Genomic DNA, 13,082 nt, shown 5'->3' with positions numbered 1-13,082 from the left:
TCTACGAAAAATTCAAAAAAAATAAAGGCGACACTAATCGCCTAACTGTCGCCTTTAATACTTATTCACAATTTTTCTCCATTCCATATCTCCTCTTTGCATTGATTTTATTAACAATTCAGCAGTAGCTATATTAGTAGCTAAAGGAATTCCGTGCACATCACACAATCTCATCAATGCTAAAATATCTGGTTCATGAGGTTGGGCTGTTAACGGATCTCTGATAAATATAACCATATCTATTTCGTTATTTGCCACTAAAGCCCCTATCTGTTGGTCTCCACCTAAAGGTCCAGATAAAAATCTATGAACATCAAGACCTGTAGCTTCATTTATAAGTTTTCCAGTCGTTCCTGTAGCATACAATTTATGATTTTTTAAAATATCTTTATAAGCTAGTGCAAAATTAACTATTTGTTTTTTCTTTTTATCATGTGCTATCAATGCTATTTTCATATGTTTCTCCAACCCCTCTTTCATTATGTTTGTTTTTCAATTGCCTTTTCCTTCATCTTTATAATTGGTATGTTGGCTACTAAAGCGGGTATAGGGGAATTATCACTTTCCCTTCTTGTACGTGTTAACTTAATATCTAATCCTTCTTCGTCTATATCCATATAATCTGATATCACTCTTATTATATCACCTTTTATCATTTCTAAAAAGCGTGGAGATACATTAGCTCTATCGTGAATGAGAACTAACTTCAATCTCTCTTTTGCAACCGTTTTGCTGTTTACTTCATTCTTCCCGAATAATCTTAACAAATCCAAAACAACACCCCCCTTATTACTATTTCCCAAATATCAACTTCTTAAGCTTAGACAACATACCATCTTCTACTTCTAAATCTAATAGCGGTACTTCTTCTCCTAGAATTCTCCTCGATATATTCCTGTATGCTTTACCAGATAAAGCTTTTTCATCACCAACTACTGGTTCACCTTTATTAGTTGATATGACAATCGCTTCATCATCAGGTACAACACCAAGCAATTCTATCGCTAAAATGTCTATCATATCGTCTATATTCATCATATCGCCTCTTTTTACCATATCTTGTCTAATCCTATTTATAATTAACTTAGGATTATGTAAGCCTTTGGCTTCTAAAAGCCCTATTATTCTGTCCGCATCTCTTACAGCTGAGATTTCTGGTGTTGTTACAACTATAGCTTTATCTGCTCCAGCAATAGCATTTTGGAAACCTTGTTCTATTCCTGCAGGACAATCTATCAAAACATAGTCAAACATTTCTTTTAAATCTTCACATAACTCCTGCATCTGTTCAGGAGTTACTGCTGTCTTATCTTTTGTCTGTGCTGCCGGCAATAAATACAACCCATCATATCTTTTATCTTTTATCAACCCTTGTTTTAGTCTACAAACTTTCTCTACAACATCAACAATATCATAAACTATTCTATTTTCAAGTCCCATAACAACATCTAAATTCCTCAATCCAATATCTGCGTCTACTACAACAACTTTTTTTCCATTCATCACAAGTCCTGCTCCTAAATTAGCTGTCGTTGTAGTTTTGCCAACTCCTCCTTTACCTGAAGTTATTACAATCACTTCTCCCATTTTTCCAGCCTCCTATTAATTATTTTTTAGTTAAGTAAGGTTCTATTAACATTTTTCCATCTCTTATACTTGCTACCTCTGGCCACTTAGGTTTATCTTTTTCATCATCAGGACTACGTGCTATAATTTCAGCTATTCTAAGTTGAGTAGGTTGTAAGCTAAACGCCGCAACAATTGCATCTTTATTTCCATCACATCCAGCATGTGCAATACCCCTTAATGCCCCTAAGATAATAATATTGCCTTTTGCTTTAATTTCAGCACCAGCATTTACATCTCCTAATATAACTAAATTTCCATCATACTCTACATATTGACCAGACCTTATTGTGGCCCTGATAAATTTAGTCTTACCTTCTTTAATACCCTCAAAGAAGCTTTCTGTATGTAAGTTAGTTTCAGATATTTGCTTACTACTTTCTTCTAGACTATGTTCTTCATCAACACTAACACCATATTTATTTTGAATTAATATTATAAGCTCTCTTTTTTCCTCAGGTGAAAGTTTCTTCCCTTTAATACATTTAACTTTTCCTCCTTGAAAGAATCCCTTTGCCTTTTCTAATTTTTCCTCTAGCTGCATTTTTATATTTTGAAAGTTACCTTCTTTTATATAAATATAAATTCCTTCCTTCTTTCCTTTAAAAATTACTAAATTTTCATCCATGTCTAACGCCTCCGCAACAATGCTGTTAACTAAAAATATTCTTCAAAACTGTTATAAATCCTTCTTTTCTTAATAGAAAAAAATAAATTAGTAAGGCAGCACTACCTTACTAATTTATTATTATATTCAAATTTTTCCTCTACATTATTTAACCCTAGATACTGAGCAATAACTTCTTTAGCAACCGGTGCTGCATACCCTCCATGTCCACCTTGAAATATTACTACAGCTACAGCTATTTCTGGATCATCATAAGGTGCAAACCCTACAAACCATGCATAAGGGTCATATTTTTCACCTGTTACAGGATTTATAGCTTCGTTTTGGGCAGTACCTGTTTTCCCACCTACTTTTACAGGAAAATTTTTAAATATTTTTCTTGCAGTACCCTCAGTAGTTACTAATCCCATACCTTTTTTAACTTCATCTAAATGACTGTAATCTTTCAATTTAATCTTATAAGCATCATCTCTATTATCGCTATATTCAATTATTTCTCCATTATAAGTTTCAATCTTATCAATAACACTTACCTTATGTCTTATTCCACCATTAACAAGTGTTGCTATATAATTAGCTATCTGAATTGGTGTATATTTACTTTGTCCTTGTCCAATAGAAATATTTAAAGTATCTGCTTGTTTCCAAGAAGCTTGGTTTAGGTAACTATATTTTATAATATCTGCTATACTTATTCCCTTATCATTTACTTTATATGGGTCTACACCCAATTTTGATAGATTTTTTATAACTTCATTTCTGGTAAGCAACTTTTCTAATTCAACCCAACTAACAATAGTGTCTATTATATTTTGTAAATCTTTTTCTGAAATATCATCTTGTTTCATATAATTTTTTAAATTTTTATTCAGAAATCTTCTTAAACTTCTTTTAATAGAAATTATTTTAATTTGTGGATTTGGAACTCCACCAGAAGCTTCGTTCGGTATATTAATTTCTATTCCTGTTTTATCATTTAGTCCAAATTCCTGTGCTAATCTTAAAATATCATCAATCTCTACTTTAACTCCTAATTCTCTGCCTGTTCTTAAATTTTTACCTAAAGTAACTGTATAAAAATAATAGTTACAAGAGTCTCTTATAGCCTCATATAAATTTTCTGGGCCATGAGTACCCCTTCTATCATTCCATATCCAACATCCAAAAGTTTTATTACCTAATTTTAAATATCCCATATCAACTATTTTAGTCTTAGGATCAATTCCTGCTTCTAAAGCTGCCAAAGCTGTAATCATCTTAAAAGTTGAACCAGGCTGTATGGCTGTTTGTATAGCTATATTGTATAAAGGTCTAGGCGCAAGAGGATCTTCAGGATGTTTTGGCATCAAACTTTCCCAATCATCTTCAGTAATTCCTGTTGCGAACAAATTTGGATCATAAGCAGGATAACTTGCTAAAGCAAGAACTTCTCCTGTCTTTACATCTATTGCAACTACTGCACCTGATGTTGCATTTTTAAAACTCTCTTTATAGTCATAATTACCCCATTTACTCTTGAACTCTCCACCTTTTTGTATCTCTTCTAATGCTTGTTTTAATGCACTTTCAGCCACTTGCTGCAATTTAGCATCAATAGTCAAATAAACATTATTTCCTGGAACAGCTTTTTCTTCTTTTATAACTTTTATAGTATTCCCAAGAACATCTACTTCTACATACTTAGAACCATCTTTCCCCTTTAAATACTGCTCAAATTTCTCTTCAATACCTGTTTTCCCTATAATATCATCAGGAGAATACCCTAATTTTTTAATATATTTCTCTATCTCATAACTTTGTGATATTTTACCTAAATATCCAAGTATATGAGCAGCTGTATTACCCATAGGGTAGTATCTAACAGGTTCAACGGATACATAAACACCTGTTAAATCTAAATTGTTTTCTGATATTTTAGAAACTGTACTAGGTTTAATACCATAAGCAATATTAATAGGATGATATGCTCTGTATCCTTGTTTTTTTAGCTGTTCTATTATAAGCATTATATATCTTGCTTCATATTTACTTAGCTTAGCATCTATTTTATACTTATCTCTTAATAAATTAAATGCATCACTAGCACTACTATCTTCAGGTAGTTTGTATTTTTTTAGCCAATTTATTTTATTTCTTATAGGAACATATTCAAAATCTTTAACCGATATTTTAGGATTTATCCCATTATTAAGAACTATTTCCTGGGCAAAGTACTTTATATTTTTGTCTGTTATTAAATCATAAATGAGCCCCGTTTTTTTCCCAACTTCTATTAATGCTTTTATAGGTGATAATTCTTCACTAATCTCTTCTTTTTGACAAAATATTTTTTTACTCTTCTCATCTATATATTTAAATGAAACACTTTTATTTTCTCTATCTATTTCAATATCAATAGGCAAATAAACTCCTCTATTTTTTAAATTATCTATTAGAATTTTCGCGGGTATTATCTCTTGTTTCTTATCTGACTTATTATTTTCTTTAATAAATACTTTGCTAATCAAATTATCTATTGATGTCTCAAGTACAATACTAACAAAATCATCTTTAGCCGTTGAATTTATTGTAATTTTACCAAAGTTTTTAATTAAATCTCTTTTTATTTTTTTATATTCCTCATCAAATTTAAACATGTAATCATGCAGTTCAAAATTCTCTACTAACCCTTTGTTATCAAGATATGAAAACACTAATCTTCTTACAATAGGATTTTTTATCACTTTATTCAATATCTCTTTATTCTTTTCTATCAATAAAATAAAATCTATTTCAGGATTTTGCTTTGATGGTAATTTGTTTTCTGATTTCCATTTCTGTATATCATATTTTTTATCGTATTCGAATCTAACTTCTTTTGAATTACTGTCTACATTAATCAAAATAGGGACTGTTATACCATTATTCTTTAAGATAGTTTTAATTCTATCTGCAATACTTACGGTAAAATTACTATCATTACTGTTATGAGTATAGTACAACTTTATAATATCCTTAATTAATTTGTTTTTTAATATAATTTCTACAATTTCTTTTTCTGGTTCTTTGAAGTTCTCTATATATTCACTATCATCCTTATAAGTTATTACATCAAGTTTAATTGGAAATTCATCTAAATAATTTTCTCCCTCTTCTTCTAAAATTTTAATCAGTTTTAATGCTACTTCATTTCTATTTTTATCTATTTCATCCTTAACAATTTGAACAATAAAACTTGGTTTATTGCCTGCTAATAATCGCCCATATCTGTCTCTTATTTCCCCTCTTGCTGCTGTTATCGGTATCTGCTTAACTCTTTTATTATCAGATATTTCTCTATATTCATCTCCTAGTACTATAGTAAGTGTTGATAATCTGAAAGCAACTAAAAGAAATACTATTGTAAGAATAATTAACAAGATATTATATCTGTTTTTTATTTTTTCTCTAAAAGTCAATACTATCACCTTCTCACTCTTCTATCTGAATTTACAGAAGGTCTTCTTGTAATTTTACAACCAACTTGTAAATGAATACAGAAAGTAAACTATTATAAATTAGCTCAATAAAAATTATCTTTCTTAATAAATAAAGATAATTATAGTTAACTGATAAAAAATACATAAAAAAAGAATATACTAGATGATAAAAAACTGTTGAAAAAGCTGTTAGCACAAAAGGTATAAAAGAACTATCTTTATATATTTTGTCATTTATCGAACCAATTAGATATCCTACAACAAAATATATAAATGCATTAATTCCAATAACATTAAAGAAAAGTATATCTTGAATAAAACCAATAATCAAACCTATAAAAGAGCCTACTTTTTTCCCTTTTAACACAGAAATACATATTAGAATAATCAAAGTTGTATTTGGCAGTATACCAAATACTCTTAAATGTTGAAATATAGTGGTTTGCAGTACAAAATTAAAAATTATCAATAAAATCATTTTAAAAGGCATTAGCTATCCCTCACTTATATTCCTTAACCCCTGTGATTACATAGACATAATCTAATTTTTTAAAATTAATAGCAGGCTCAACTAAAATTCGCTTTACTAAATCATTTCCCTTTTTTATTACTTTTTTTATTTTGCCTATATAAAATCCTTCAACAAAAACTTCTCCTAGTCCTGAAGTTATAAGCTTGTCCCCCTCTACAATATCGGCATCAGAATCAAATAGATATCCACTCATTTCCCCATCTATACTTCCATTTAAAATACCACCATCTTGAGTACGAATTACTTTAAAACTGACTTTGCTACCTTCATCGACTATAGCTAAAACTTTAGACCAATTGTCACCAACTTCAATTACCTTTCCAACCAATCCTTCTTCAATAATATCTTCATCTAACTTAATAGCTTTAATAATTATACTTCCCTCTTTAATACCATCTTTTCTTCCCTTATTAATTACAAATCTATCAAACCAATTTCCAGGATCCTTACCTATAATTTTTGCTTTTATAAAAGTATATTTTGATTTTTCAAGCATAATAGCTTCATTCTTCAGGTACTCAGCACGACTTATAATATCTTCCATCTTTCTATTTTCTTCTTTTAGTTTTAGTATTTCCGCTTTCATTCTTTCATTTTCTTCTTTTAATTTAAATATATTAGTTACAGACTTTATTGCATTAGTAATTTTCTGATCAACTGTATAAAACAATTCTTGAATTGGTGTAACTATTTTCCCTGTTAAATTTTCTATTGATGTAATACTTTGTCTATCTTTGGAAGTTAATCCTATTATAATAAGTAGAATGATAGCGACTAAAGCCACTACCATTCTACTTCTATACTTTTTCATTTTATGCACACTTCATCACCAACCATTATTACCTATTTGTAGTAATTAACACTCTCCTTAAAGTTTCTATCTCTTCAAGTGCTTTACCTGTTCCTAAGACTACACAGTCTAATGGGTTTTCAGCAATGTGAACAGGCATTCCTGTTTCTTTCTTTATTAATCTATCTAACCCATCAAGTAATGCACCACCACCAGTAAGCATAATACCCTGTTCCATAATATCAGCTGCTAATTCAGGTGGAGTTTTTTCTAAAGTATATTTTATAGCATCAATTATACTTGAAACTGGTTCTTTCATAGCAGTTAGAATCTCTGCTGCACATATCTCTATAGTTTTAGGTAGTCCTGTTACCAAATCCCTACCTCTTATTTTCATTTTCTTATCTTGAGTTTTTGGGTTTAAATCTGCTGAACCTATCTGTATTTTTACTTCTTCAGCAGTTCTCTCTCCAATCATTAAATTGTATTCTTTTTTAATATAATAGATGATTGATTCATCTAATTCATCTCCACCAACTCTTATTGATTTGCTCGTTACTATTCCACCAAGTGAAATAATAGCAACTTCGGTAGTTCCGCCACCAATATCTACAACCATACTACCTGTTGGTTCTTGTACAGGAAGACCTGCACCAATAGCTGCCGCCATAGGTTCCTCAATAAGGTGCGCTTCTCTAGCACCAGCTTGTCTAGCAGCTTCCTCTACTGCTCTTTTTTCAACCTCTGTTACCCCAGACGGTACACATACTACCACTCTAGGCTGTACTAAAGAACGTCTGGGATATGCTTTTTTAATAAAATGCTTTAACATACTTTGAGTAACATCAAAATCTGCTATAACACCATCTTTCATTGGTCTAATTGCAATTATATCACCAGGTGTTCTACCTATCATTCTCTTAGCTTCCTCACCAACAGCTAAAACCTGATTTGTTTTTGATCTAATAGCTACAACTGAAGGCTCTCTAATGATTATCCCTTTCCCTTTGACATATACTAATGTATTTGCTGTTCCCAAGTCTATTCCCATATCTCTTGAAAAGATATTTAAGATGCCCATCTTTTTGCTCCTCCCTATTTCATCTTATATTATGTTTTTCTCTTTTAGACTTACATATTTTCCATCCCCAATAATGATGTGATCTAGCAAATCTATCCCTAAAATTTTTCCCCCTTCTACAAGTCTTTTGGTAATATTTATATCTTCTTTACTAGGTGTCGGATCCCCACTAGGGTGATTGTGTACTATAATTATCGAAGCACTACTTCTTTTTATTGCTTCTTTAAATACTTCTCTAGGATGTACTATTGAAGAATTTAAACTCCCAATAGAAGTATTTTCTATCGCAATTATATTATTTTTTGTATCTAACAAAATAGTTTTAAAATACTCTTTCTTTAAATACCTCATTTCTTCCATTAAAATATTAACTACATCATGGGGACAAGTTACCTTTATTCTACTTTCTGCATTAAAAGAAGACAATCTCTTACCAAGCTCAATTGCTGCAATAATTTGAGCTGCTTTGCACTTTCCAATCCCATTAAGCTGAGTCAGCTCTTCGAATGTTAATTCAGTTAAATATCTCAACCCACTTTTGTCCATAGAAAGTATTCTTTGAGATAGTTCAATAGCTGTGTACTTCCTATTTCCTGTTCTTATAATTATAGCTAATAATTCAGAATTTGATAATGCTTTAGGACCAAATTTAAATAACTTTTCTCTTGGTCTTTCTTCCTCTGGTAAGTCTTTTATGGTATAATTATCCACTCCACCCATTCATATCAACCCATTCTATAATAGTCTTACTCCAAAGTATTTTTCTAAAACACTATCTAATTTTGATATCGGTAAACCCACCACATTCCAATAAGAACCTTTTATCCATTCTACAAATATTGAACCGTAGCCTTGTATAGCATAAGCACCTGCTTTGTCTAAATATTCACCAGTTTTAATATATCTCTTTATTCGATCTAAAGTCAAGTCTTTAAACTTGACAATTGTTTCAGCATAGTCAATAACCTTATTATATGTGCCTGTCTCAATAATCGCAAAACCCGTAATTACAGAATGGGTTTTACCACTTAATTTAGACAACATTTCAAATGCTTCATCTTCATTACGTGGTTTACCTAATATTTTATCTTTAAAAACAACAATAGTATCAGCTGCAATTACTATTTCTCCATTTTTCATTTTTAGAGATACATCATTTGCTTTCTGAAATGCTAGAGACATAGCTGTTTGCTTTGGCTCATCAAAATCATTAATTATCTCTAGTGTATCACTTTGCACAATATCAAAATCAATATTGAATTTAGATAATAATTCTTTTCTTCTAGGTGAACCTGAAGCCAAAATTATTTTCTTTTGCATGCTATCACCTACAATTTTCTGTATATAAATACTGAGATTATCAAACCAATTACACTTGCAACACTAACATCTATAGCTATACCAAAAGTCAAACTGATTACTTTTAGGTCTAAATGTATTGGAGATTTCAATCCTATTGCATAATTATATGCCAATATAGGTATCTTATCACTTAGCAAATCCCCAATTATACCACCAATTACAATTCCCGTAATTAACAATAAAAATAAAACCCACGGGTTTCTAGTTCTAGATCTCATTATAACCCTCCTTAGAATCATAAATTAAATATTTTTTTTAAATGTTTTGTCGTATAAAGAGTGCTTAAACCTACAAAATATCCAGTAAATAAACTAACTAAATTCATAACTGGTAAATATGAAAATATCTTGATATTTTCCATCATAATACTTGCAACACTTATTTGTCCTATATTATGAAAAATAGCTCCTATAATACTTATACCTATAACACTAAAAATCCTTGATAAAAATCTATATGCAAAGTACATTGCAAATAAGCTTAGTAAGCTCCCAGTTAAACTATAAAATAAACTTGTAACACTTCCAGTTGCCAAGCTAAATGCTATACTTCTTAATACTACTACTGTCAGAGCTTCTTTATACCCAAATATAATTAAGGTCGATAAAATTACAATATTGGCTAAACCTAATTTTGCTCCAGGCGCGATAAAAGGTAATGGTATGAAAGATTCAAATATGCTTAGCGCAAGTCCTAATGCTACCAATAATGATAAAAAAATAAGTTTTTTAGTATTATTCACTTTACTCACTCTTTCTAGTAGCTTATATCATCTATTTCATCATCTGTTTCATTTTCTCCCACTATTTCAATAGTCAATTTATGTGGTAGGCAAACTATAATTTCTCCAGGTTTTGATATCCAACCCTGCTTAACATCTAATTTATCAGGACAATCTGCATCTATTACTCTAACCTTACCATCACCAATTTCAATCTTGTTATAACCATATTGTGTTCTTATATCAATAGTCTTTCCAATCATGTTTTTATCAAAAGTAATCTTTTTAATAACTTCTCCATTTACTGCTATCCTTATATACTTATAGTCCGATTTACTTATATCGCTTCTAACTATACTAAAACCTATTATACTTGACAATATTATAAAGAAAATAAGATACTTGTCCCATCTTGTCATAGAAAACACCTTTCAAAGTCTATGAAATGTAAATGTATACAGAACATACATATTATCACAGTTTTAGTTTACCACTTATATTATCTAAATACAAGTAACAATTTTTTCATTAAAGCGTTCAAAAGCCAATTGGTCTTTGATATTTCGTCATTTGCTATTTGTCTTTATTAATTATACAACAGCCTTAAAACAACGAACCCTGTTCATTGTCTTACATTTAGTTAATCACAAGAATAAAACCCTGCTATAAATAGCAGGGTAAGCTTATTTGAGTTCAATTGCATCTTTAGGACATTTCTGAGCACATAGACCGCAACCTACACACTTATCTTCTAATATTTTATGTTTCTCTTTTAACTCTCCTTCTATAGCATCTACTGGACATTGTTTCTTACAAATTGTGCATCCTACACACTTTTCTTCATCAATATAGGCTTTTTTTCTTTTTTCAAAATTAGCTGATATAGCATTAGTCGGACATTTCTCTGCACAAATCATACAATTAGTACATTTGTCATAGTTAATCTTTGCTAAGTTGTTTTCGAATTCTATTGCATCAAATGGACAAAATTTTACACAAATTTTACAACCAATACATCCAACAGTACATTTTGATTTAACTTCTTTTCCAAACTCCTTACTATTACAATCTACAAAAACTTCTTGTTCATACGGTACCATTACTATTACAGATTTTGGACATACCTCTATACATTTACCACATGCAGTACATTTCTCTGGATTTATTTTTGCTATTCCATCAACAATTTCTATTGCATCAAACTGACATGCTTCAACGCAAGTTCCTAATCCTAAACATCCATACTGACAAGATTTACTTCCTCCTGCAACCATAGCAGCTGCTTTACAGTCTTTAATTCCTAAATACTCATATTTCTCTGTGGCATTACATGAAGTACCTTGACATATAACCCTAGCTACTTTCTTTTCTCCTACCTTAGCAGCTACTCCCATAATTTCGCCCAATTTTTCAGCCGTCGCAGCTCCCCCAACTGGACACCCATTTACTGGAGCTTTGCCACTAGCTACTGCATTTGCAAAGCCGTCACATCCCGGGAATCCACATGCACCACAATTTGCTCCTGGCAATGCTTCTCTTATTGCTTCAACCTTTGGGTCAACCTCTACAGCAAACACCTTTGAAGCAATTGCTAATCCGATACCAAATAATAATCCCAAACCACCTAAACTTAATACTGAATATATAATACTAGTAGACACTACTATCACCTCCTATACAAGACCAGTAAAGCCTAAAAATGCTATTGACATTAATCCTGCTGTTATTAAAGCAATCGGAAATCCTTTTAAAGATTCAGGTACATCGGCTAATGCTAACCTCTCTCTAATACCAGCAAAAAGTACTATTGCTAAAGAGAAACCTATAGATGCACCTAATGAATGAACAATAGTTTCTATTAGATTATAATCCTCTTGAATATTAATTATTGCCAATCCCAATACCGCACAATTTGTAGTAATAAGTGGTAAATATACCCCTAAAGCTTGGTATAACGTTGGACTCATCTTTTGAATAAACATCTCAACTAACTGAACTAATGAAGCAATTATTAAGATAAAAGCAATAGTTTGTAAATATTCTAATCCTAAACTCACTAGTATAGTATGATGTACAACATAAGTTATAATAGATGACAAAGTCATTACGAATGTTACAGCCATTCCCATACCAAAAGCAGTTTCTACCTGCTTAGATACTCCAAGGAAAGGGCAAATACCTAAGAATCTTGAAAGTACAAAGTTATTCACAAGCATTGCGCTTATTAATATTGCAAATAATCCTCCTATACTCATCTACAAACCCCCTCTATACTCTAGCAGTCTTTCTCGACTTTAGCCAGTTAAATAATCCTATTAAAACACCTAATGCTAAGAAAGCTCCCGGAGGTAATATCATTATTAGAGCTGGTTTGAAAGCTTCACCTAATATTTGAATTCCAAATACACTTCCTGCTCCAAGCAACTCTCTTATAATTCCCAAAAGAGTAAGAGCCCATGTAAATCCTAATCCCATACCAATTCCGTCTACTATTGAATCAACAGGATTATTCTTTGAAGCAAAAGACTCAGCTCTACCCAATATTAAACAGTTAACAACAATTAAAGGTATAAACAAGCCTAAAGACCTATATAAATCAATAGCATAAGCATGCATAAACATTTCAATTAGAGTAACAAATGTAGCTATTATTACTATATAAGAAGGTATCCTAATTTTACTTGGTATAAATTTTCTCAATAAAGATATAACAAAGTTTGAACTTATTAATACAGTAGTTGTCGCCAATCCCATTGCCATACCGTCAGAGGCTGTTGTTGTTACAGCCAATGTCGGACACATACCTAAAAGCTGCACAAATGTCGGATTTTCTTTTAATAAACCATTTTTTAAATTATCTATAAATTTCATCTCTACACCTCCA

Annotated in this window: 16 protein-coding genes; all 16 read right to left on the bottom strand. The window is 30.9% G+C overall.

Going from position 1 to position 13,082, the window contains the following annotated elements; translation table 11 throughout:
- Window positions 1-54: 54 nt before the first annotated feature.
- Entirely contained in the window at window positions 55-480 is a 426-nt protein-coding gene (gene mgsA / locus AB4Y15_RS05590) for a methylglyoxal synthase (protein WP_427338983.1), read from the bottom strand.
- Complete coding sequence (gene minE / locus AB4Y15_RS05585) at window positions 480-773, bottom strand: cell division topological specificity factor MinE (protein WP_427338982.1); 294 nt, start codon at window positions 771-773, stop codon at window positions 480-482. The genes mgsA and minE overlap by 1 nt, the downstream gene beginning before the upstream one ends.
- A gap of 19 nt (window positions 774-792) precedes the next feature.
- Window positions 793-1,587 carry a septum site-determining protein MinD gene (gene minD, locus AB4Y15_RS05580; protein WP_427338981.1) on the bottom strand — a complete coding sequence of 265 codons (795 nt, stop codon included), beginning with the start codon at window positions 1,585-1,587 and terminating at the stop codon, window positions 793-795.
- A 19-nt stretch (window positions 1,588-1,606) separates the two neighbouring features.
- Complete coding sequence (minC, locus tag AB4Y15_RS05575) at window positions 1,607-2,254, bottom strand: septum site-determining protein MinC (RefSeq protein WP_427338979.1); 648 nt, start codon at window positions 2,252-2,254, stop codon at window positions 1,607-1,609.
- A 101-nt stretch (window positions 2,255-2,355) separates the two neighbouring features.
- On the bottom strand, window positions 2,356-5,700 hold the full coding sequence (locus tag AB4Y15_RS05570; protein ID WP_427338978.1) for a penicillin-binding transpeptidase domain-containing protein: 3,345 nt from the start codon (window positions 5,698-5,700) through the stop codon (window positions 2,356-2,358).
- Window positions 5,701-5,722: 22 nt separating this feature from the next.
- Window positions 5,723-6,202: a rod shape-determining protein MreD gene (mreD, locus tag AB4Y15_RS05565; RefSeq protein WP_427338977.1), complete on the bottom strand. Its 480-nt coding sequence runs from the start codon at window positions 6,200-6,202 to the stop codon at window positions 5,723-5,725.
- A gap of 10 nt (window positions 6,203-6,212) precedes the next feature.
- Complete coding sequence (gene mreC / locus AB4Y15_RS05560; protein ID WP_427338976.1) at window positions 6,213-7,055, bottom strand: rod shape-determining protein MreC; 843 nt, start codon at window positions 7,053-7,055, stop codon at window positions 6,213-6,215.
- A gap of 28 nt (window positions 7,056-7,083) precedes the next feature.
- Window positions 7,084-8,115 carry a rod shape-determining protein gene (locus tag AB4Y15_RS05555; protein WP_427338975.1) on the bottom strand — a complete coding sequence of 344 codons (1,032 nt, stop codon included), beginning with the start codon at window positions 8,113-8,115 and terminating at the stop codon, window positions 7,084-7,086.
- 24 nt (window positions 8,116-8,139) lie between these two features.
- Window positions 8,140-8,835: a RadC family protein gene (radC, locus tag AB4Y15_RS05550; protein WP_427338974.1), complete on the bottom strand. Its 696-nt coding sequence runs from the start codon at window positions 8,833-8,835 to the stop codon at window positions 8,140-8,142.
- Window positions 8,836-8,850: 15 nt separating this feature from the next.
- Window positions 8,851-9,435 (bottom strand): Maf family protein, encoded by a 585-nt coding sequence (locus AB4Y15_RS05545; RefSeq protein ID WP_427338973.1) that lies wholly within the window; start codon window positions 9,433-9,435, stop codon window positions 8,851-8,853.
- Window positions 9,436-9,443: 8 nt separating this feature from the next.
- Window positions 9,444-9,695: a DUF4321 domain-containing protein gene (locus tag AB4Y15_RS05540; protein WP_427338972.1), complete on the bottom strand. Its 252-nt coding sequence runs from the start codon at window positions 9,693-9,695 to the stop codon at window positions 9,444-9,446.
- A gap of 17 nt (window positions 9,696-9,712) precedes the next feature.
- Complete coding sequence (locus tag AB4Y15_RS05535; RefSeq protein ID WP_427338970.1) at window positions 9,713-10,228, bottom strand: Gx transporter family protein; 516 nt, start codon at window positions 10,226-10,228, stop codon at window positions 9,713-9,715.
- A 5-nt stretch (window positions 10,229-10,233) separates the two neighbouring features.
- Window positions 10,234-10,617, bottom strand: a complete 384-nt coding sequence (locus AB4Y15_RS05530; protein WP_427338969.1) for a NusG domain II-containing protein — start codon at window positions 10,615-10,617, stop codon at window positions 10,234-10,236.
- A 264-nt stretch (window positions 10,618-10,881) separates the two neighbouring features.
- Window positions 10,882-11,859 (bottom strand): RnfABCDGE type electron transport complex subunit B, encoded by a 978-nt coding sequence (locus AB4Y15_RS05525; RefSeq protein ID WP_427338967.1) that lies wholly within the window; start codon window positions 11,857-11,859, stop codon window positions 10,882-10,884.
- Between the two features lie 12 nt (window positions 11,860-11,871).
- The gene (gene rsxA, locus AB4Y15_RS05520) at window positions 11,872-12,453 is read right to left on the bottom strand and encodes an electron transport complex subunit RsxA (protein ID WP_427338966.1); all 582 of its coding nucleotides are present in this window, start codon (window positions 12,451-12,453) and stop codon (window positions 11,872-11,874) included.
- A gap of 13 nt (window positions 12,454-12,466) precedes the next feature.
- Entirely contained in the window at window positions 12,467-13,069 is a 603-nt protein-coding gene (gene rsxE / locus AB4Y15_RS05515) for an electron transport complex subunit RsxE (protein ID WP_427338965.1), read from the bottom strand.
- Window positions 13,070-13,082 lie beyond the last annotated feature (13 nt).

It is taken from the genome of Caloranaerobacter longqiensis (assembly GCF_050286925.1).
Classification (GTDB): Bacteria; Bacillota; Clostridia; order Tissierellales; family Thermohalobacteraceae; genus Caloranaerobacter.
Note: the sequence above shows the minus strand (reverse complement) of the source record. Positions and strands in the feature narration are given on the sequence as shown.